A 21,259-nucleotide genomic window follows, 5' to 3' on the forward strand; every position below is an offset into this window, starting at 1 on the left:
TCGTATGACTCACCGCCTTGAACTCCTTCCCGCCGTCGACGTCCGTGACGGACAGGCGGTGCGCCTGGTCCATGGTGAGTCCGGCTCCGAGACGTCGTACGGCGACCCGCTCTCCGCCGCGCAGGCCTGGCAGCGCGCCGGCGCCGAGTGGCTGCACCTGGTCGACCTCGACGCCGCCTTCGGCACGGGGGACAACCGGGCGCAGATCGCCGAGGTCGTCCGCGCCATGGACATCAAGGTCGAGCTGTCCGGCGGCATCCGCGACGACGCCTCGCTCGCCGCCGCCCTCGCCACCGGATGCACCCGCGTCAACCTCGGCACCGCCGCCCTGGAGACCCCTGAGTGGGTGGCCAGGGTCATCGCCGAGCACGGCGACCGCATCGCGGTCGGCCTGGACGTCCGCGGCACCACCCTGCGCGGCCGCGGCTGGACCCGCGACGGCGGCGACCTCTACGAGACGCTCGCCCGCCTGGACTCCGAGGGCTGCGCCCGCTACGTCGTCACCGACATCGCCAAGGACGGCACGCTCCAGGGCCCCAACCTGGAGCTGCTGAAGAACGTCTGCGCGGCCACCGACAAGCCGGTCGTCGCCTCCGGCGGGGTTTCCTCTCTTGACGATCTGCGAGCAATCGCGACCCTGGTATCCGAGGGGGTCGAAGGCGCTATCGTCGGCAAGGCCCTCTACGCCAAGGCGTTCACCTTGGAAGAGGCTCTGGAGGCAGTGTCCGTATGAGCGAATTCCCCGCCCCGCGACGAGTGCAGACGGATAGCTCCTGGGAGGAGTCGATCGGATTCGCACGAGCCGTGGCGGCCGGGGACCGGGTCCTCGTCGCCGGGACGATGCCCCTGGTGCACGGCGTCCTGCACGGCGAGGGCGACCCGTACGAGCAGGCGCGGGTCGCCTTCGGCAACGCGCTCGACGCGCTCAAGCGCTTCGGGCTGGGGCCCGAGTCGGTCGTCCGCACCCGCATGTACCTCACGCACGCGCGCGACGTGGACGCCGTCGGCCGTGCCCACAAGGAGCTGTTCGACACGGTGCGGCCCGCCGCGACCCTGGTCGTCGTCTCCGGTTTCGTCGACTCGCGCGTGCTGGTCGAAGTAGAAGTAGAAGCTTTCGGAGGAGAATCCGCGTGACCCTCGCGGTGCGAGTCATCCCCTGCCTGGACGTGGACAACGGCCGGGTCGTCAAGGGCGTCAATTTCCAGAACCTGCGCGACGCGGGCGACCCCGTCGAGATGGCCCGGGTCTACGGGCAGGAGGGCGCCGACGAGCTGACCTTCCTCGACATCACCGCCTCGTCCGGCAACCGCGAGACCACGTACGACGTCGTGCGCCGCACGGCGGAGCAGGTCTTCATCCCGCTGACCGTGGGCGGCGGCGTCCGCACCGCGGAGGACGTCGACAAGCTGCTGCGCGCGGGCGCGGACAAGGTCGGCGTCAACACCGCGGCGATCGCACGGCCCGAGCTGATCCGCGAGATCGCGGAGCGGTTCGGCAGCCAGGTGCTGGTGCTCTCGGTCGACGCCCGGCGTACGCCCGCCGGCACCTTCGAGGTCACCACGCACGGCGGCCGCCGGGGCACGGGCATGGACGCCGTCGAGTGGGCGCACCGTGCCGCGGAGCTGGGCGCGGGGGAGATCCTGCTCAACTCCATGGACGCGGACGGTACGAAGGACGGCTACGACACCGAGATGATCCGGGCCGTGCGGAAGCATGTCTCCGTCCCGGTGATCGCCAGTGGCGGCGCTGGCCGCGTCGAGGACTTCGCCCCCGCGGTGGAGGCCGGCGCGGACGCGGTCCTGGCCGCGTCGGTGTTCCACTTCGGCGATCTGCGGATCGCGGACGTCAAGTCCGCGCTGAAGGCGGCGGGGCACCCGGTGCGGTGACCCTGCCGGGGGTACCCCGCTTGTCGCGGCTTCGCCGCTCGTCCTCAATCGCCGGACGGGCTGGAGAGTGCCGGGCCGGGCTTGATGGTGCCGGGCCAGGCTGGATGGTGCCGGGCCAGGCTGGATTTTCAGCGCGGGCGCGAAAATCCAGCCCGGCCGGCGTTTGAGGCCGAGCGGCGAAGCCGCGATAGGGGGCCCAGGGGGCGAAGCCCCCGGACTACCGCGCGGAGCGCGGTTGCGGGGTCCGGGGCACAGCCCCGGGAAACGGCGAAAGGGCGGGTCCGGGGCACAACTCACCCCCTACCCCCGGAAGAGCAGCACCACCGCCGCCGCGACCGCCGCCAGAATGATCGCGGCCACCCCATACGCCGGCCGGTGATCCCGCAGCACCGGCAGAACGCGGTCAGCCGCGAACCGCCCGGGCCCGGCCACCGCGAGCGCCGCCGCCGCGACGGCGACCAGCAGCGAGAACTCCACCCCGTTCGGGAGGAAGAACCCCCCGGCCCAGGTGACATCCAGCGCATTGATCATCGTGCCGAGCACGGCCGCCGCGGCGAGCGGCGTGAGCAGCCCCAGGAACAGGCCCACCCCGCCCAGCCCTTCGCTGAGACCCGCCACGACGGCCATGGCCCTGGGCGCCGGATAGCCGTATTCGGCGAAGAACTTCGCCGTCCCGTCGATCCCGCCCCCGCCGAACCAGCCGAACAGCTTCTGCGCCCCGTGCGCGGCCATGATCAGGCCGAGCATCAGACGCAGCAGCAGAAGTCCGGCGGAGGCGGCATCGGCGGCGGGATCGGGGGCGGTGAGCGAGGAACTGCGGTGGAAAACCATGGGGAGCCCTCCTCGGGTCAGGTTCCGGTCGTCCGGTCGGCCCCCCTGCAAAGATCAGTACGCAAAGACAAAGATCAGATACCCAGCTTCGCCGCACGCAGCTTCGCGATCGCCTCCTCATCGCCCTCCAGCTCCACCCGGGCGGCCTCCTGACGGCCGAAGGCGAACAGGAGCAGCTCGGCCGGCTCGCCGGTGACCGTGACCACCGGTGCGCCGCCCCGCGCCACCGCCGTACGCCCGTCGGGCCGCCGCAGCACCAGCCCGACCGGCGACTTGCGCCCGGCCAGCCGCGCGGCCTTCTCCAGCCGGCTCCACAGCAGATCGGCGAAGACCGGGTCGAGCTCGCGCGGCGTCCACTCCGCCTGGGCACGCCGCACGTCCTCGGTGTGCACATAGAACTCGACCGTGTTGGCCGCCTCGTCCACCTGCTTGAGGGCGAACGGCGAGGTCCGCGGCGGGCCCGTACGGATGAGCTGGAGGAGCTCCTCGTACGGCTTCGCCGCGTACTCGGCCTGGACGCGGTCCAGCCGGGAGGCCAGCGGCTTGATCAGTACTCCGGCCGCCGCGTCGGGACGGCGCTCGCGCACCACGACGTGTGCGGCCAGGTCACGGGTGGTCCAGCCCTCGCAGAGCGTCGGGGCATGCGGGCCCGCCGTTTCCAACAGGTCGGCCAGGAGCAGGCGTTCACGCTGTGCATGAGTTGACATGCCGTCAACCCTACGGCCGTCCTCCCGCCCCTGCCATGCTGCCGCGCCCGGCCCTGATGCCCCGCTAGCTGCCCGCCAGCGGCTCGGTCAGCTTGTCGCCGCCCGGCTTGTCGCTGCGGGTGAGCGAGCAGGCGACCGTGCGCTCGCCGCGCAGGAGGTAGGCCATCTTGGTGGGGTACAGCGCGTAGTAGTAGTACCTCTTGCCGTCGCCTATGGCCTTGAGCCGCTTCTCGGCATCCGTCTTGCACAGGTCCAGGGCCTTGCCGCGGATGTCGGAGTCGGTACCCATCGTGCCGGTGAGGGTCTCGTTGGATATCACCTCGCCGTCGTGCGTGCCGGTGCAGGACCTCTTCTCCACCTTGGTCACCGAGGGGGTCATCGACGGGGAGTCGAAGCACTCGCCGGGCTTCAGGCTGATCAGCGGCACGGTGGGATCCGCCGACGGCTCCGCGCTCGTGTCGTGGCTCGGCACGCCACCGCCGCCCGGGGCGCCGATGGACGGCGAGTACTGCGGCGACGGCGAGATCCCGCTGGGCGAGGCGGAAGCCTCGGACGACGCGGACGGCTGTGCCACCACGGGCTTGTCGTTCTTCTTGCTGCCCGTGAAGAAGATGACGCCGCCCACGGCCAGCCCCACCACCAGCACCGCCGCGACGACGATCGCGGCGACCTTCGCCCCGCGATTGCCCGACGGCGCGGGCGGCATGGGCGGCGCGGGCTGCTGCCCGTACGGCCCGTACTGCCCGTACGCTCCGAAGCCCTGGCCCTGTCCCTGGCCCTGGTTGTACGGCGGCATCGGCCCGCCGTAACCGCCCTGCGGCGGGCCCTGCGGCGGAGGCTGCCGGCCGTACGGCGGCTGCTGCTCCGGGGGAGGCCCGAAGCCCTGCGGCGGACCGAACCCGCCACCGCCGCCCGGCGGTTGCGGCGGGTTCGACGGGGGCGGAGGAGGCGGAGTCGTCATGACGGAAGCATGCCGCATCCCTCTGACAATTGTGCGAGTGGGATACCGCGGGATGCCTCCGGCATCATGAACACATGAACGGCCGCATTCCCACGGGCTCCTCCGCCCTCGACCCCGCCGTCGCCGCCCGCCTCAAGCGCAGCGCCGACGGCCTGGTGCCCGCCATCGCCCAGCAGTACGACACCGGCGAGGTGCTGATGCTCGGATGGATGGACGACGAGGCACTGCACCGCACCCTCACCACGGGCCGCTGCACCTACTGGAGCCGCAGCCGGCAGGAGTACTGGGTCAAGGGCGACACCTCCGGGCACGTCCAGCACGTCAAGTCCGTGGCCCTGGACTGCGACGGGGACACCCTGCTGGTGAAGGTCGACCAGACCGGCCCTGCCTGCCACACCGGTGACCGCACCTGTTTCGACTCCGGTGACCTGCCCCTGGGCGAGTAGGGGCAAGTAGGCTCCGCTGCCATGGCTGCCACGACCGCGTCCGCAACCCACGGGGGCACAAGCCCCGACGCCGACACCTTCCGCAAGCTCGCCAAGGACCGCCGGGTCATTCCCGTCACCCGGCGCCTCCTCGCCGACGGCGACACCCCCGTCGCCCTCTACCGCAAGCTCGCCGCCGAACGGCCCGGCACGTTCCTCCTGGAATCGGCGGAGAACGGGCGCACGTGGTCCCGCTACTCCTTCGTCGGCGTGCGCAGCGCCGCCACCCTGACCGTCCGCGACGGCGAGGCCCACTGGCTGGGCACTCCGCCCGTCGGCGTGCCCACCGACGGCGATCCGCTGCAGGCCCTGCGCGCCACGGTTGAGGCCCTGCACACCCCCCGCGACCTCATCGAGGGCGCGGGGCTGCCGCCCTTCACCGGCGGCATGGTGGGCTACCTCGGCTACGACGTCGTCCGCCGCCTGGAGAAGATCGGCACCCACCCCGGCGAGCAGGACACCCTCGGCCTGCCCGAGCTGACCATGCTGCTCACCTCGGACCTCGCCGTCCTCGACCACCGCGACGGCACCGTCCTGCTGATCGCCAACGCGATCAACCACAACGACCTCGAGACCGGCGTCGACGAGGCGTACGACGACGCCGTCGCCCGTCTGGACGCGATGACCGCCGACCTGTGCAGGCCCGTGCCCGCCCACCCGGCCGTCCTGCCCTCGGCCGAGCTGCCCGAGTTCACCGCGCGCTGGGGTGGGGCCGACTTCCGGGACGCCGTCGACGACATCAAGGAGCGCATCCGCGCGGGCGAGGCCTTCCAGGTCGTGCCCTCCCAGCGGTTCGAGACGCCCTGCACGGCCTCCGCCCTCGACGTCTACCGGGTGCTGCGGGCCACCAACCCGAGCCCGTACATGTACCTGCTCCGGTTCGACGGGTTCGACGTCGTCGGCTCCAGCCCCGAGGCTCTCGTCAAGGTCGAGGACGGGCGTGCCCTGCTCCACCCCATCGCCGGCACCCGCCCGCGCGGCGCCACCCCGCAGGCCGACGCCGCGCTCGCCGACGAGCTGCTCGCCGACCCCAAGGAGCGCGCCGAGCACCTGATGCTCGTCGACCTCGGCCGCAACGACCTCGGACGGGTCTGCCGGCCCGGCAGCGTCGAGGTCGTCGACTTCATGTCGATCGAGCGCTACAGCCACGTGATGCACATCGTCTCCACCGTCACCGGCCGCCTCGCCCCGGGGCACACCGCCTTCGACGTGCTCACCGCCTGCTTCCCCGCGGGCACCCTCTCCGGCGCGCCCAAGCCGCGGGCCATGCAGATCATCGAGGAGCTCGAACCCGCCCGCCGCGGCCTGTACGGCGGCTGCGTCGGCTACCTCGACTTCGCCGGGGACTCCGACACCGCCATCGCGATCCGCACCGCGGTGCTGCGCGACGGCACCGCCTACGTCCAGGCCGGTGCGGGCGTCGTCGCCGACTCCGACCCGGTCGCCGAGGACACCGAGTGCCGCAACAAGGCCGCCGCCGTGCTGCGCGCCGTGCACGCCGCGGACCGTCTCACCCTCCCGGGGGCACCGGCGTGACCCCGGCTGCGCGGGGCGCGGGGGCGCGGGGGATAGTGGATGCCGTGAGCGCAGCCGTACCCCACCCCCGTACCCACGCCGAGCCCGCAGCGCGCGGCGGCAGCAGGCGCAGCGTCGGTATCGCGCTGCTGTCGACGGCCGCGGGCTCCGCGCTCGTCCTCCTCGCCGGCGGCCGCACCTGGGCCGAAGGCGCGGCGGCCGGCGTCCGCGACACCGCGCGCGAGAGCGCCACCGGGCAGGACATCACCTCCCTGCCCGGCGCCCTGGCCGTCGTCGCCCTCGCCGCGCTCGTCGCCGTCTTCGCCGTACGCGGCGTGTCCCGCGTCCTCGTCGCCGCGCTCCTCGCCCTGTGCGGGGCAGGCGTCGTGGCGGGCGTCCTCACCAGTGCCGACGACACCGCGGCGCTGGAGGAGAAGGCCTCCCGCACCACCGGACTCACCGGCACCGCCATCGAACACGTCACCCACACCGGCTGGCCGTGGGTCGCCCTCGCGGGCGGAATCCTGCTGCTCCTCGCCGGCCTGCTCGCCCTGGTGGGCGGCCGCCACTGGCCCGCCATGTCCGGCCGGTACGAGCGCGACGGCACCCCCCGCCCCCGCCGCGCCCGCACCGCACCCGACCCCGAGCGCCCCGAGGAGCTGTGGAAGGCCCTCGACCGGGGTGAGGACCCCACCGGCGACACGGCGCGCTGAGCGGACCCCAGGTCCCTGTGACGGCGGGCCGTCGGGAACAATGACCGCGAGCGTTCTCCGCGTCGGCGGGCGCGACACAGCGACACAGCAATGACACAGCAACGAGGAGTCAACTCATGTCGAACCACGGTCACGGTCACACCCCGGCCGCCTGGACCGGTGTCATCATCGCCTTCATCGGCTTCTGCGTCGCCAGTGCGTTCATCGTGATGGCCAAGCCGGTCGGCTTCTGGGCCGGAATCGTCATCACCCTCCTCGGCGCCGTCGTCGGCGGGATCATGCGCCTCATGGGCCTCGGCCAGGCCAAGCGCAGCGCGCAGGTCCAGCAGGGCTGAGCCAGGTGCCCGGCGCAGCTCAGAGGCCCGTACGCACGCCCTGAGCTGCGCCTTCGCGTATCCCGGCGGAGACTTTGCAGTGTGCCGCACCCCGCACTCCCGCCGCTCGCGCACCGGCTCGCCGCGCCGCTCGGCGTCGCCGCGGGCCTGGGCGCCGCCGCCGCGTACGTCGGGGCCGTGGACCCGAATACGCCCGGCCACTACCCCGTGTGCCCGCTGCGGAGCCACACCGGCCTCTACTGCCCCGGCTGCGGCGGCCTGCGCGGCCTGCACGCGCTCGTGCACGGCGACATCGCCGCCGCCGTCGGGGCCAATGCGCTGGCCGTGGCCGGGTACGCGGCGTTCGCCGTCTTCTGGGCCGTCTGGCTGGTCCGGGCCGTACGGACCGGCGGCGGGATGACGCTCCCGCTGCGGGCGGGCCACTGGTGGGCGCTCGGCGCGCTGGTCCTGGCCTTCACGGTGATGCGGAACCTGCCGTTCGGCACCGTGCTCACACCCTGATCGCTCTTGACAGCCAACCGGATGCGAAACCTCTGCCCCGCGGCAAGTACCATCACAGTGTGCTGGTGAGGTGAGTACGAACCGCATCAGCCCAGATCATCCGAGTTCGGAAGGGGGCCGCTCGCGTGAGTGTGCTCGACGAGATCATCGACGGAGTCCGTGCCGACCTCGCGGAACGGCAGGCGCGCGTCAGCCTCGACGAGCTCAAGGCGCGGGCCGCCAGGGCGCCGCAGGTCAGGGACGGCGCCGCCGCCCTCCGCGGCGAGAACGTCGGCGTCATCTGCGAGGTCAAGCGCTCCAGCCCGTCCAAGGGCGCGCTCGCCGCGATCGCCGACCCCGCGGGGCTCGCCGCGGACTACGAGGCGGGCGGTGCGTCCGTCATCAGCGTGCTGACCGAGGAGCGCCGTTTCGGCGGCTCGCTCGCCGACCTCGAGGCCGTGCGCGCCCGGGTCGACATCCCCGTCCTGCGCAAGGACTTCATCGTCACCGCCTACCAGCTGTGGGAGGCGCGGGCCTACGGGGCCGACCTCGTCCTGCTGATCGTCGCCGCCCTCGAGCAGGAGGCGCTCGTCTCCCTCATCGAGCGGGCCGAGTCCATCGGGCTCACCCCGCTGGTCGAGGTGCACGACGAGGACGAGGCCGAGCGCGCGGTGGCCGCGGGAGCCCGGATCATCGGCGTCAACGCCCGCGACCTCAAGACTCTCGAGGTGGACCGGGGCACCTTCGCCCGGGTCGCACCGGAGATCCCGGACGGGATCGTCAAGATCGCCGAGTCCGGCGTGCGCGGGCCGCACGACCTGATCGCCTACGCGAACGACGGCGCGGACGCGGTGCTGGTGGGGGAGTCGCTCGTCACCGGGCGCGACCCCAGGGGCGCCGTCGCCGACCTGGTAGCCGCGGGGGCGCACCCCGCGCTGCGGCACGGCAGGAGCTGAGCCGCGTGGCCGCGTACGCACGGCTGGCCCGGGGGTGCCGCCCCCGGGGCTGCCGCGCGCCCGCGCGGCGCGTGCGGGGCCGCAGGGTGCGGTACCACATCGGCTGTGAGCCGGGGCAGATCAACGGGCGCCGATGGCGTGGTGGGATGCGTTGTCGCTTTCCCCACCCGTCCGTCCATCACCCGGAGCACACAAGTGACTCAAGAGAGTTTCTTCCTGCCTGACCCCGAAGGCCAAGTCCCCACCACCACCGGCTACTTCGGCGCGTTCGGCGGCAAGTTCATCCCCGAGGCGCTCGTCGCCGCCGTCGACGAGGTCGCCGCGGAGTACGAGAAGGCGAAGGCCGATCCCGCCTTCGCGGCCGAGCTCAACGACCTGCTGGTCAACTACACCGGGCGCCCCAGTGCCCTGACCGAGGTGCCCCGCTTCGCCGAACACGCGGGCGGCGTCCGGATGTTCCTCAAGCGCGAGGACCTCAACCACACCGGCTCCCACAAGATCAACAATGTGCTGGGCCAGGCCCTGCTCACCAAGCGCATGGGCAAGACCCGGGTCATCGCCGAGACCGGCGCCGGCCAGCACGGCGTCGCCACCGCCACCGCCTGTGCGCTCTTCGGCCTCGAATGCACCATCTACATGGGCGAGGTGGACACCGAGCGCCAGGCGCTCAACGTCGCCCGGATGCGCATGCTCGGCGCCGAGGTCATCGCCGTGAAGTCCGGCAGCCGCACCCTCAAGGACGCCATCAACGAGGCGTTCCGCGACTGGGTCGCCAACGTGGACCGTACGCACTACCTCTTCGGCACGGTCGCCGGCCCCCACCCCTTCCCCGCGCTGGTGCGCGACTTCCACCGGGTCATCGGCGTCGAGGCCCGCCGCCAGCTCCTGGAGCGCGCCGGGCGCCTGCCCGACGCGGCCGTCGCCTGCGTCGGCGGCGGCTCCAACGCCATCGGCCTGTTCCACGCCTTCCTCCCCGACGCCGGCGTGAGGCTCATCGGCTGCGAACCCGGCGGGCACGGCGTCGAGACCGGCGAGCACGCGGCCACCCTCACCCAGGGCACCCCGGGCATCCTGCACGGCTCGCGCTCGTACGTCCTGCAGGACGAGGACGGCCAGATCACCGAGCCCTACTCCATCTCGGCCGGGCTCGACTACCCCGGCATCGGCCCCGAGCACTCCTACCTCAAGGACATCGGCCGCGCCGAGTACCGGTCCGTCACCGACGACGAGGCCATGCAGGCCCTGCGCCTGCTCTCGCGGACCGAGGGCATCATCCCGGCCATCGAGAGCGCACACGCCCTGGCCGGCGCGCTCGACGTGGGCAAGGAACTGGGCCCCGACGGGCTGATCGTGGTCAACCTCTCCGGACGCGGCGACAAGGACATGGACACGGCCGCCCGCTACTTCGGGCTGTACGAGAAGAACGAGGGGGCCAAGTGATGGCAGGGAACCTGGAGTTGCTGAGCTCCGTCATCGCCGCGGCCCGCGCCGAGAACCGTGCCGCGCTCGTCGGCTACCTCCCGGCCGGCTTCCCCACCGTGGACGACGGCGTGCAGGCCGTCACCGCCATGCTCGACGGCGGCTGCGACATCGTCGAGGTCGGACTGCCGCACAGCGACCCCGTCCTCGACGGCCCGGTCATCCAGACCGCCGACGACATCGCCCTGCGCGGCGGCGTACGCATCGCCGACGTGATCGACACCGTCCGCCGGGCGCACGAGACGACCGGCGCGCCCATCCTGTGCATGACGTACTGGAACCCCGTCGACCACTACGGCCCCGAGCGGTTCGCGGCCGACCTCGCCGCCGCCGGGGGAGCGGGCTGCATCCTGCCCGACCTGCCGGTCGAGGAGTCCGAGGCCTGGCGCAAGGCCGCCGAACAGCACGGCCTGGCCACGGTGTTCGTGGTCGCGCCGAGCAGCCGCGACGAACGGCTCGCCAGGATCACCGCGGCGGGCAGCGGCTTCGTCTACGCCGCCTCGCTCATGGGCGTCACCGGAACCCGCGAGTCCGTCGGACAGGAGGCGCGGCAGCTGGTGCAGCGCACCAAGGCTGTCACCGAACTGCCGGTCTGCGTCGGCCTCGGCGTCTCCAACGCCGAACAGGCCGCGGAAGTCGCCCAGTTCGCGGACGGTGTCATCGTGGGCTCGGCGTTCGTCAAGCGGCTCCTCGACGCCCCGGACCGCGAGGCCGGCCTCGCCGCCGTGCGCACCCTCGCGGGTGAACTCGCGGAAGGTGTGCGCAAGCGCGCATAACTCGATGGAAGGAACCTGACGCCGGGGGTGCGCATGAGCGCACCCCCGGTTCGTTGTACGGGGACGTGAGTCAGAAGAACAGCGAGGGAAAGCGCAGCGCCCGCGAGCGGCTGCACGAACAGCGCCGCAGAGAAGCGGCCCGCGGGAATTTCCGGCGGCAGGCGAAGGTGGCCGGTGCGGTGGTGGCGGTGCTCGCCGTCGGCGGCGGGATCGCCGTCTGGGCCGCCACCTCCCACCACGGCGGCGGTACGGAGCATGCCTCCGGCGCCCTGGCCCCGCCCCAGGGCGCGCTCGGCAAGGACCGCAGCGCGATCCCGGTCGGCAGGACCGCGGCCAAGGAGACCCTCGTGGTCTACGAGGACTTCCGCTGCCCCGCCTGCGCCCAGTTCGAGAACGCCTTCCGGGACACGATCCACACGCTCGAGAACAAGGGCAAACTCAGGGCCGAGTACCACATCGTCACACTCATCGACAAGAACCTCGGCGGCAAGGGCTCGCTCAACGCGGCCAACGCGGCGGCCTGCGCACAGGACGAGGGCCGGTTCGCCGACTACCACGACGTGCTCTACAAGAACCAGCCGCTCGAGACGAACGACACCTACGCCAAGAAGTCCCGGCTGATCGAACTGGCCGGCAAGGTCGAGGAGCTGAACACCCCCGGCTTCCAGAAGTGCGTGGACGACGGCACCCACAACTCCTGGGTGCAGCACAACCAGGAGACCTTCAACAAGTCCGCGTACCGTGCCACCCCCACCGTGCTGCTCGACGGCAAGAGCCTCTACGGCGACCCGGCCAACCCCCTGACGCCGGCCAAGCTGACCGAGCTGGTCACCGCGGCGGGGAAGAGGAGCTGAGGCGCCCGGACCACGTTACGCAGCTGTTGTGGCAGGTGGGTTGCCGGTTGTGTGCCCCGGCAAGGTAGCGTCGGTGCTGCCATGAATCTCGCATACATTCCCAGCCCGTCGACCGGCGTGGTCCACCTCGGGCCGATCCCGCTGCGCGGCTACGCCTTCTGCATCATCATCGGCGTCTTCGTCGCCGTCTGGCTCGGCAACCGGCGCTGGGTCGAGCGCGGCGGCCGGGCCGGGACGGTCGCGGACATCGCCGTCTGGGCGGTGCCCTTCGGCCTCGTGGGCGGCCGGCTCTACCACGTGATCACCGACTACGAGCTGTACTTCGGCGAGGGCCGGAACTGGGTCGACGCCTTCAAGATCTGGGAGGGCGGGCTCGGCATCTGGGGCGCCGTCGCCCTCGGCGCGGTGGGCGCGTGGATCGGCTGCCGCCGGCGCGGCATCCCGCTGCCCGCCTGGGCCGACGCCGTCGCCCCCGGCCTCGCGGTGGCCCAGGCCATCGGCCGCTGGGGCAACTGGTTCAACCAGGAGCTCTACGGCAAGCCGACGGACCTGCCGTGGGCGCTGAAGATCGACGCTGACCCGGCGATCGGCCGGGTCGCCGGCACGTACCACCCGACGTTCCTGTACGAGTCCCTGTGGTGCCTGGGCGTCGCCGCCCTGGTGATCTGGGCGGACCGCCGGTTCAAGCTCGGCCACGGCCGGGCCTTCGCCCTCTACGTCGCCGCGTACACGGTGGGCCGGTTCTGGACCGAGTACCTGCGCGTCGACACGGCGCACCACGTCCTGGGCATGCGGCTGAACAACTGGACGGCGATCCTGGTCTTCCTCATGGCCGTCGCCTACATCGTGATCTCGCAGAAGCGGGTGCCCGGCCGCGAGGCGGTCGTCGAGCCCGCGGCGGTGGCGGAGGCGGCACCGGCCGAGGGCGAGAAGACGGACGACGAGTCGACTGCCGAGACGACGGAGAAGGTCGAGAAGACCGAGAAGGATCCCAAGCTCCGGTAAAGCCGCAGGTCAGAGCGGTAAGTTCGGCCTTCCTTGCTAGCGGATCACCCCCATTCGTGCGTACCTTCGACTCGGATGGGGGTGGAGCGATGTGCTCCTCCCCCGGCGAAGGGAGTACCCGCAGCATGTCTGTCCTCGACTCGGTGGCACCGGCGCACATCGCCCACCGTGACAACCACACGCACCGCGACGTCAACGGCGGCTGGCTGCGCCCGGCGGTCTTCGGCGCGATGGACGGGCTGGTCTCCAACCTGGCCCTGATGACGGGCGTCGCCGGTGGTTCCGCCACCTCCCAGACGATCGTGATCACCGGACTGGCCGGGCTCGCGGCCGGCGCGTTCTCCATGGCGGTCGGCGAGTACACCTCGGTCGCCTCCCAGCGCGAGCTGGTCCTCGCCGAGCTCGACGTCGAGCGGCGCGAGCTGCGCAAGCACCCGGCCGACGAGCTGGAGGAGCTGGCCGCGCTCTACGAGTCCCGGGGCGTCGAGCCCGACCTCGCGCGCGAGGTCGCCAGGCAGCTGTCCAACGACCCGGAGCAGGCGCTCGAGATCCACGCCCGCGAGGAGCTGGGCATAGACCCCTCCGACCTGCCGTCCCCGATGACCGCCGCCGTGGCCTCCTTCGGCTCCTTCGCCCTCGGCGCGCTGCTGCCCGTGCTGCCCTACCTGCTCGGGATGAGCCAGTTGTGGCCCGCCGTGCTGCTGGCCCTGATCGGACTGTTCGCCTGCGGCGCCGTCGTCGCCCGGGTCACGGCCCGCTCGTGGTGGTTCAGCGGACTGCGCCAGCTGCTGCTCGGCGGGGCGGCCGCGGGTGTGACTTACCTCCTCGGTATTGCATTCGGCACCGCTGTCGGGTGATGCTCTATGCGAGCCACCGCATAACAAACAGGTTTCACTGCGGTTTCAAGGCTCCGCGTGCAGGGCACACATCCACAAGCGCCGCGCTTCCTTGAGCGTCCCGCCATCCGATGGTGTCCACATGGTGGACGTTCCGTATCCGCTTTGCGAGAAGCGCCCCATCATGTAGCCTGCACCAAATTTCGCGGAGGGCCAACGTCGTCCCTCGGCACATGCACACGCCATGACTGCCAAGACGACGACGGGAGCGCCGATGCGTTCTGCATCCCACCCCGCCCAGCAGGGACTGTACGACCCGCGCAATGAGCACGACGCCTGCGGCGTGGGCTTTGTCGCGACCCTCACCGGCGAGGCGAGCCACATGCTGGTGGAAGAGGCGCTGACCGTCCTGCGCAATCTCGAGCACCGCGGCGCCACCGGCTCCGAGCCCGACTCGGGCGACGGTGCGGGCATCCTCGTCCAGATTCCGGACACCTTCCTGCGGGCGAGCGTCACGTTCGAGCTCCCCGCCCCGGGTGCGTACGCGGTGGGCATCGCCTTCCTGCCGGAGGACGCGGACGCGGAGGCCGTCTCGCGGATCGAGACGATCGCGGCCGAGGAGGGCCTCACCGTCCTCGGCTGGCGCGATGTCCCCGTCGTGCCCGAACTGCTCGGCAGCACCGCGCGCGCCACGATGCCCGTCTTCCGGCAGCTGTTCGTAGCGGACGGTACGAGCACCGGAATCGCCCTGGACCGCAAGGCGTTCGTGCTGCGCAAGCGTGCCGAGCGCGAGGCCGGCGTCTACCTCCCCTCGCTCTCCGCCCGCACCATCGTCTACAAGGGCATGCTCACCACCGGGCAGTTGGAGCCGTTCTTCCCTGACCTGTCCGACCGCCGGTTCGCCACGGCCATCGCGCTGGTGCACTCCCGGTTCTCCACCAACACCTTCCCGAGCTGGCCGCTCGCCCACCCGTACCGGTTCGTCGCGCACAACGGTGAGATCAACACCGTGGCGGGCAACCGCAATTGGATGCGCGCCCGCGAATCCCAGCTGGGCAGCGAGCTGTTCGGAGCGGGGGAGGGCCTGGAGCGGACCTTCCCCGTGTGCACCCCGAGTGCCTCGGACTCCGCCTCCTTCGACGAGGTGCTGGAACTCCTCCACCTGGGCGGGCGTTCGCTGCCGCACAGCGTGCTGATGATGATCCCCGAGGCGTGGGAGAACCACACCTCGATGGATCCGGCGCGACGCGCCTTCTACCAGTACCACTCCACCCTGATGGAGCCCTGGGACGGACCGGCCTGTGTGGCCTTCACCGACGGTACGGTCGTCGGCGCCGTTCTCGACCGCAACGGCCTGCGTCCGGGCCGGTACTGGGTGACCGACGAGGGGATGGTCGTCCTCTCCTCGGAGGTCGGTGTCCTGGACATCGACCCTGCCAGGGTCGTCCGCAAGGGCCGCCTCCAGCCGGGCCGGATGTTCCTGGTCGACACGGTCGAACACCGCATCATCGAGGACGACGAGATCAAGGCCGGTCTCGCCGCCGAACAGCCCTACCAGGAGTGGCTCGAGGCCGGCCTGATCGACCTCGCCGAGCTCCCCGAGCGCGAGCACATCGTGCACACGCACGCCTCCGTCACCCGCCGCCAGCAGACCTTCGGCTACACCGAGGAGGAGCTGCGTGTCCTCCTCGCCCCGATGGCCAAGTCCGGTGCGGAACCGATCGGTTCCATGGGCACGGACTCGCCGATCGCCGCGCTCTCCGAGCGTCCGCGCCTGCTCTTCGACTACTTCACCCAGCTCTTCGCCCAGGTCACCAACCCGCCCCTGGACGCCATCCGGGAGGAACTGGTCACCTCGCTGGTCTCCTCCCTCGGCCCGCAGGGCAACCTCCTGGAGCCGACCGCGGCCTCCTGCCGCAGCGTCACCCTGCCGTTCCCGGTGATCGACAACGACGAGCTGGCCAAGCTCATCCACATCAACGCCGACGGCGACCTGCCCGGCCTCAAGGCCGTCACCCTCTGCGGCCTCTACCGCGTCAGCGGTGGCGGCGAGGCGCTGGCCGCCCGGCTCGAGGCGATGTGCGCCGAGGCCGACGCGGCGATCGAGGACGGCGCCCGGCTGATCGTCCTCTCCGACCGGCACTCCGACGCCGAACACGCGCCGATTCCCTCGCTGTTGCTCACCTCCGCCATCCACCACCACCTCATCCGCACCAAGCAGCGCACCCAGGTGGGCCTGCTGATCGAGGCCGGTGACGTGCGCGAGGTGCACCATGTCGCGCTGCTGATCGGCTACGGGGCCGCGGCCGTCAACCCGTACCTGGCCATGGAGTCCGTCGAGGACCTCGTCCGCGCGGGCACCTACCTGCCGGACGTCGCCCCCGAGGACGCCATCCGCAACCTCATCCGGGCGCTCGGCAAGGGCGTGCTGAAGGTGATGTCCAAGATGGGCATCTCCACCGTGGCCTCCTACCGGGGTGCCCAGGTCTTCGAAGGCGTGGGCCTGGAGGCCGAGTTCGCCGACACCTACTTCCACGGCACCGCCACCAAGATCGGCGGCATCGGCCTGGACGTCATAGCGCGGGAGGTCGCGGCCCGGCACGCCAAGGCCTACCCGGCCACCGGCATCCCCGCGAGCCACCGCCGGCTGGAGATCGGCGGCGAGTACCAGTGGCGCCGCGAGGGCGAGCCGCACCTCTTCGACCCCGACACGGTCTTCCGCCTCCAGCACTCCACGCGCACCCGGCGCTACGACATCTTCCAGCAGTACACGCGGCGCGTGAACGAGCAGTCCGAGCGGCTGATGACCCTGCGCGGCCTGTTCTCGTTCAAGGGCGACCGCACCCCCGTCCCCCTCGACGAGGTCGAGCCGGTCAGCGAGATCGTCCGGCGTTTCTCCACCGGCGCCATGTCCTACGGCTCCATCTCGCAGGAGGCCCACGAGACCCTCGCCATTGCCATGAACCGGCTGGGCGCCAAGTCCAACACCGGCGAGGGCGGCGAGGACCCGGAGCGCCTGCACGACCCGGAGCGCCGCTCGAGCATCAAGCAGGTCGCCTCCGGCCGCTTCGGCGTCACCAGCGAATACCTGGTCAATGCCGACGACATCCAGATCAAGATGGCGCAGGGCGCCAAGCCCGGCGAGGGCGGCCAGCTGCCCGGCCACAAGGTCTACCCGTGGGTCGCGAAGACCCGGCACTCGACGCCCGGCGTCGGGCTGATCTCCCCGCCGCCGCACCACGACATCTACTCCATCGAGGACCTCGCCCAGCTCATCCACGACCTCAAGAACGCCAACCCGGCCGCCCGCATCCATGTGAAGCTGGTCTCCGAGGTCGGCGTCGGCACGGTCGCGGCCGGAGTCTCCAAGGCCCACGCCGACGTGGTGCTGATCTCCGGACACGACGGCGGCACCGGCGCCTCGCCCCTGACGAGCCTCAAGCACGCGGGCGGCCCCTGGGAGCTGGGCCTGGCCGAGACCCAGCAGACCCTGCTGCTCAACGGCCTGCGCGACCGCATCGTCGTGCAGACCGACGGCCAGCTCAAGACCGGCCGCGACGTGGTGATCGCCGCCCTGCTCGGCGCCGAGGAGTTCGGCTTCGCCACCGCGCCCCTGGTCGTCTCCGGCTGCGTCATGATGCGCGTCTGCCACCTGGACACCTGTCCGGTCGGTATCGCCACCCAGAACCCCGTCCTGCGCGAACGCTTCAGCGGCAAGGCCGAGTTCGTCGTCAACTTCTTCGAGTTCATCGCCGAGGAGGTCCGTGAGCTCCTCGCCGAACTGGGCTTCCGCACCCTCGAGGAGGCCGTCGGCCACGCCGAACTCCTCGACACCGCCCGGGCCGTCGACCACTGGAAGGCCCAGGGCCTCGAGCTGGCACCGCTGTTCCATGTGCCGGACCTGCCCGCGGGGGCCGTCCGCCACCGCGTCGCCGCACAGGACCACGGCCTGGAGAAGGCCCTCGACAACCAGCTGATCAAGCTGGCCGCCGACGCCCTCAACGCGGTGGGTGCCGAGGAGATCCACCCCGTACGGGCCCAGGTCCCCATCCGCAACATCAACCGCACCGTCGGCACCATGCTCGGCCACGAGGTGACCAAGCGGTTCGGCGGCGACGGGCTGCCGGACGGCACCATCGACATCGTCTTCACCGGCTCCGCGGGCCAGTCCTTCGGCGCGTTCCTGCCGCGCGGCATCACCCTGCGGCTGGAGGGCGACGCCAACGACTACGTCGGCAAGGGCCTGTCCGGCGGCCGGGTCGTCGTCCGCCCCGACCGGGGCGCCGACCACCTCGCCGAGTACTCCACCATCGCGGGCAACACCCTTGCCTACGGCGCCACCGGCGGCGAGATGTTCCTGCGCGGCAGCACCGGCGAGCGGTTCTGTGTCCGCAACTCCGGGGCCACCGTGGTCTCCGAGGGCGTCGGTGACCACGGCTGCGAGTACATGACCGGCGGCCGGGCGGTCGTCCTCGGACCGACCGGACGCAACTTCGCGGCCGGCATGTCCGGAGGCATTGCCTACGTCATCGACCTCGCCCCCGACAACGTCAACAAGGAGCTGGCCGCCGCCGTCACCACCCTCGACGCCGACGACCGGCGGTGGCTGCACGACGTGGTGCGCCGCCACCAGGAGGAGACCGGCTCGACCGTCGCCGCCGCCCTCCTCGCCGGCTGGGACACGGCCGTCACCCGCTTCAGCAAGGTCGTGCCCCCCACCTACCAGGCAGTGCTCGCCGCCAAGGACGCCGCCGAGCGAGCCGGTCTCTCCGAGGCCGAGACCCACGAGAAGATGATGGAGGCGGCGACCCATGGCTGACCCGAAGGGCTTTCTGACCACCGACCGTGAAGTCGCCGCGACGCGGCCGGCCGGCGAGCGCGTCCGCGACTGGAACGAGGTCTACGTCCCCGGCTCGCTGCTGCCCGTCATCAGCAAGCAGGCCGGCCGCTGCATGGACTGCGGCATCCCGTTCTGCCACAACGGCTGTCCGCTCGGAAACCTCATCCCCGAGTGGAACGACTACGCCTACCGCGACGACTGGCGGGCCGCCAGCGAGCGGCTGCACGCGACCAACAACTTCCCCGAGTTCACCGGGCGGTTGTGCCCCGCCCCGTGCGAGGCCGCGTGCGTGCTCGGCATCAACCAGCCGCCCGTGACCATCAAGAACGTCGAGGTCACCATCATCGACAAGGCGTGGGCGACCGGTGACGTCACCCCCCAGCCGCCCGAGCGGCTCTCGGGCAAGACCGTCGCCGTCATCGGCTCCGGCCCGGCCGGCCTCGCCGCCGCCCAGCAGCTGACCCGGGCCGGCCACACCGTGGCCGTGTACGAACGCGCCGACCGCATCGGCGGGCTGCTGCGCTACGGCATCCCCGAGTTCAAGATGGAGAAGCGCCACATCAACCGGCGCATCGAGCAGATGCGGGCTGAGGGCACGAAGTTCCGTACGGAGGTGGAGATCGGACGGGACATCTCGGGTGCGCAGCTGCGCGGCCGCTACGACGCGGTCGTCATCGCCGCCGGGGCCACCATGTCCCGTGACCTGCCCGTTCCCGGGCGGGAGTTGAAGGGCATCCACTTCGCGATGGAGTACCTGCCCTTCGCCAACAAGGTGCAGGAGGGCGACTTCGTCGCCCCGCCGATCACCGCCGAGGGCAAGCACGTCGTCGTCATCGGCGGCGGCGACACCGGCGCCGACTGCGTCGGCACGGCCCACCGCCAGGGCGCGGCGTCCGTCACCCAGCTGGAGATCATGCCACGGCCGGGGGAGGAGCGGACGGCTTCGCAGCCGTGGCCGACGTTCCCCATGCTCTACAAGGTCACCTCGGCGCACGAGGAGGGCGGCGAGCGGATCTATTCCGTGTCCACGACCCGCTTCGAGGGCGACGAGGACGGCCATGTGCAGTGGCTGCATCTCGTCGAGGTCGAGTTCAAGGACGGCAAGCTCGAGCAGAAGCCGGGCACGGAGCGAAGGATTCCGGCCCAACTGGTCACGCTGGCCATGGGGTTCACGGGCACGGACCGCGGTAACGGTCTGGTGGAGCAGCTGGGGCTGGAGCTGGACGCCCGCGGCAACATCGCCCGCGACGAGGACTTCGCAACGAACGTGCCGGGTGTGTACGTCGCCGGTGACGCGGGCCGCGGCCAGTCCCTGATCGTCTGGGCGATCGCGGAGGGCCGCTCCGCGGCGCGGGCGGTGGACCGCCACCTCACCGGTGCGAGCACGCTGCCGGCTCCGATCCGTCCGACGGACCGGGCGCTCACGGCCTGAGCAGCTGGTCTTCGACCTCGGCAGCACGACCGACAAGCGGACGTATGCGGGCAAGGCCGGCCAGTCGCTGCCGGGTGTGGACCTCACCGGCTACCGGACCTTCAAGGACACCAAGTTCGGGGCGAGCTTCGAGGGACAGACCCAGATCGGTCTGGGCGTACGGGCCAAGCTGCCGTTCCGCGTGCTCCAGTCCGGCGACAAGCTGATCGTGGACGTGGCGCACAGCTGGTAGGGGTGGGGGAGTTGTGCCCCGGTCCCGCCCTTTCGCCGTTTCCTGGGGCTGTGCCCCAGACCCCGCTTGTCGCGGCTTCGCCGCTCGTCCTCAATCGCCGGACGGGCTGGAGAGTGCCGGGCCGGGCTGGATTTTCAGCGCGGGCGCGAAAATTCAGCCCGTCCGGCGATTGAGGACAACCGCGCGGGGCGCGGTTTCGGGGTCCGGGGGCTTGCCCCCGGAGGAAACGGTGAAAGGGCGGGACCGGGGCAAGCATCCCTACGTCCCCGGCGACGACGACTCGGCCGTCACCTGCTGGAACACCACCCTCGCATCCTCTGTGTACACCCCCACCGCACCCTTCAGATAAGGCCGCTCCTGATCCTGGTAGGCGACCAACCCCCGCCCTCCCACACTCACTTCCATCCGCGCGTCCCGCTGCGCGATCCGCACGTCCGACCACTTCCCGACCGGAAAGCTCTCCGCCCCCGTGGCGAGGAACCGCTGACCCCCCGGGTACGCCGGATCCCGCTTGCCCAGCTCCCAGCCGTTCGGCTTGAGGGTGATGTAGTAGAAGTGCTCGGGATCGCTGTACGCCCACAGCAGCCACGGCACCTCCCAGGGATTCGGCTTCGGCGTCCGCAACTGCTTGACGGTCCGCATGCGCGCCTCGTAGGAGACGTTGTCGTACGTCGCCGTGGAGACGACCAGCCCGGCGTGGGTCTCGTCGGGGCGCCGGGCCGGCTCCGGGGACAGGGCCAGCTCGTCGTCCCGGCCGATGTTCGTGCCCTTGCCGTCGTACACGGACCGCCACGGGCCGTGGACCGAACCGTCGGCCCACGGCCGGCCCGAGCCGTCGCCCGCCCACAGGGCGTCGAGCGCGAACGCGAGACCCACCAGCGCGGCCACTGCGATCAGGCCGAGACAGAGCAGCCGTTGAACTCTCGTCATGCTGTC

Annotated in this window: 21 protein-coding genes and 1 pseudogene; 18 read left to right on the forward strand and 4 right to left on the reverse strand. The window is 71.5% G+C overall.

What is annotated here, in order from left to right:
* Positions 1–4: 4 nt before the first annotated feature.
* From priA to hisF, 3 genes are read left to right on the forward strand one after another with little or no spacing between them, the layout of a single operon-like run.
* Positions 5–733 carry a bifunctional 1-(5-phosphoribosyl)-5-((5-phosphoribosylamino)methylideneamino)imidazole-4-carboxamide isomerase/phosphoribosylanthranilate isomerase PriA gene (priA, locus tag ACV530_RS28030; RefSeq protein WP_494335420.1) on the forward strand — a complete coding sequence of 243 codons (729 nt, stop codon included), beginning with the start codon at positions 5–7 and terminating at the stop codon, positions 731–733.
* Complete coding sequence (locus ACV530_RS28035; protein WP_494335421.1) at positions 730–1,134, forward strand: RidA family protein; 405 nt, start codon at positions 730–732, stop codon at positions 1,132–1,134. The genes priA and ACV530_RS28035 overlap by 4 nt, the downstream gene beginning before the upstream one ends.
* Positions 1,131–1,886, forward strand: a complete 756-nt coding sequence (gene hisF, locus ACV530_RS28040; protein ID WP_494335422.1) for an imidazole glycerol phosphate synthase subunit HisF — start codon at positions 1,131–1,133, stop codon at positions 1,884–1,886. Before ACV530_RS28035 ends, hisF begins: the two co-directional genes overlap by 4 nt.
* 300 nt (positions 1,887–2,186) lie before the next feature.
* Here the strand turns inward: hisF and ACV530_RS28045 are convergent, their stop codons facing one another.
* The 3 genes from ACV530_RS28045 to ACV530_RS28055 all read right to left on the reverse strand — a co-directional run bounded on the left by ACV530_RS28045 (position 2,187) and on the right by ACV530_RS28055 (position 4,385).
* Complete coding sequence (locus ACV530_RS28045) at positions 2,187–2,717, reverse strand: DoxX family protein (RefSeq protein WP_494335423.1); 531 nt, start codon at positions 2,715–2,717, stop codon at positions 2,187–2,189.
* A gap of 74 nt (positions 2,718–2,791) precedes the next feature.
* Positions 2,792–3,424: a TIGR03085 family metal-binding protein gene (locus ACV530_RS28050; protein WP_494335424.1), complete on the reverse strand. Its 633-nt coding sequence runs from the start codon at positions 3,422–3,424 to the stop codon at positions 2,792–2,794.
* A gap of 64 nt (positions 3,425–3,488) precedes the next feature.
* A complete protein-coding gene (locus tag ACV530_RS28055) occupies positions 3,489–4,385 on the reverse strand; it encodes a hypothetical protein (RefSeq protein ID WP_494335425.1) in 897 nt (298 codons plus the stop codon).
* A 74-nt stretch (positions 4,386–4,459) separates the two neighbouring features.
* Between ACV530_RS28055 and hisI the strand changes: the two genes are divergently transcribed.
* The 15 genes and pseudogenes from hisI to ACV530_RS28130 form a co-directional block, all read left to right on the forward strand.
* Positions 4,460–4,831 (forward strand): phosphoribosyl-AMP cyclohydrolase, encoded by a 372-nt coding sequence (gene hisI, locus ACV530_RS28060; protein ID WP_494335426.1) that lies wholly within the window; start codon positions 4,460–4,462, stop codon positions 4,829–4,831.
* Between the two features lie 21 nt (positions 4,832–4,852).
* The gene (locus tag ACV530_RS28065; protein ID WP_494335427.1) at positions 4,853–6,406 is read left to right on the forward strand and encodes an anthranilate synthase component I; all 1,554 of its coding nucleotides are present in this window, start codon (positions 4,853–4,855) and stop codon (positions 6,404–6,406) included.
* A gap of 44 nt (positions 6,407–6,450) precedes the next feature.
* A complete protein-coding gene (locus ACV530_RS28070; RefSeq protein WP_494335428.1) occupies positions 6,451–7,098 on the forward strand; it encodes a TIGR02234 family membrane protein in 648 nt (215 codons plus the stop codon).
* A gap of 116 nt (positions 7,099–7,214) precedes the next feature.
* The gene (locus ACV530_RS28075; protein WP_494335429.1) at positions 7,215–7,433 is read left to right on the forward strand and encodes an HGxxPAAW family protein; all 219 of its coding nucleotides are present in this window, start codon (positions 7,215–7,217) and stop codon (positions 7,431–7,433) included.
* Positions 7,434–7,514: 81 nt separating this feature from the next.
* Entirely contained in the window at positions 7,515–7,934 is a 420-nt protein-coding gene (locus ACV530_RS28080; RefSeq protein WP_494335430.1) for a DUF2752 domain-containing protein, read from the forward strand.
* Positions 7,935–8,059: 125 nt separating this feature from the next.
* Entirely contained in the window at positions 8,060–8,869 is an 810-nt protein-coding gene (gene trpC / locus ACV530_RS28085) for an indole-3-glycerol phosphate synthase TrpC (protein WP_494335431.1), read from the forward strand.
* Positions 8,866–9,093, forward strand: a complete 228-nt coding sequence (gene trpM / locus ACV530_RS28090) for a tryptophan biosynthesis modulator TrpM (protein WP_494335446.1) — start codon at positions 8,866–8,868, stop codon at positions 9,091–9,093. The genes trpC and trpM overlap by 4 nt, the downstream gene beginning before the upstream one ends.
* Positions 9,065–10,309, forward strand: a complete 1,245-nt coding sequence (gene trpB, locus ACV530_RS28095) for a tryptophan synthase subunit beta (RefSeq protein WP_494335432.1) — start codon at positions 9,065–9,067, stop codon at positions 10,307–10,309. Before trpM ends, trpB begins: the two co-directional genes overlap by 29 nt.
* Entirely contained in the window at positions 10,309–11,124 is an 816-nt protein-coding gene (gene trpA, locus ACV530_RS28100; protein WP_494335433.1) for a tryptophan synthase subunit alpha, read from the forward strand. Before trpB ends, trpA begins: the two co-directional genes overlap by 1 nt.
* A 65-nt stretch (positions 11,125–11,189) precedes the next feature.
* Complete coding sequence (locus tag ACV530_RS28105) at positions 11,190–11,978, forward strand: DsbA family protein (protein WP_494335434.1); 789 nt, start codon at positions 11,190–11,192, stop codon at positions 11,976–11,978.
* A gap of 81 nt (positions 11,979–12,059) precedes the next feature.
* On the forward strand, positions 12,060–12,983 hold the full coding sequence (gene lgt / locus ACV530_RS28110; protein WP_494335435.1) for a prolipoprotein diacylglyceryl transferase: 924 nt from the start codon (positions 12,060–12,062) through the stop codon (positions 12,981–12,983).
* 125 nt (positions 12,984–13,108) lie between these two features.
* Positions 13,109–13,840, forward strand: a complete 732-nt coding sequence (locus ACV530_RS28115; RefSeq protein WP_494335436.1) for a VIT1/CCC1 transporter family protein — start codon at positions 13,109–13,111, stop codon at positions 13,838–13,840.
* A 253-nt stretch (positions 13,841–14,093) separates the two neighbouring features.
* Entirely contained in the window at positions 14,094–18,638 is a 4,545-nt protein-coding gene (gene gltB, locus ACV530_RS28120; protein ID WP_494335437.1) for a glutamate synthase large subunit, read from the forward strand.
* Entirely contained in the window at positions 18,631–20,091 is a 1,461-nt protein-coding gene (locus ACV530_RS28125; protein ID WP_494335438.1) for a glutamate synthase subunit beta, read from the forward strand. Before gltB ends, ACV530_RS28125 begins: the two co-directional genes overlap by 8 nt.
* Positions 20,092–20,119: 28 nt before the next feature.
* Positions 20,120–20,323 (forward strand): annotated as a pseudogene (locus ACV530_RS28130) (AMIN-like domain-containing (lipo)protein); the annotation flags it as partial.
* A gap of 258 nt (positions 20,324–20,581) precedes the next feature.
* On the opposite strand, the gene ACV530_RS28135 reads toward ACV530_RS28130, so the two are convergent.
* Positions 20,582–21,253, reverse strand: a complete 672-nt coding sequence (locus ACV530_RS28135) for a calcium-binding protein (protein WP_494335439.1) — start codon at positions 21,251–21,253, stop codon at positions 20,582–20,584.
* Between the last annotated feature and the right edge of the window lie 6 nt (positions 21,254–21,259).

This window comes from Streptomyces sp. SX-6, from assembly GCF_059089585.1.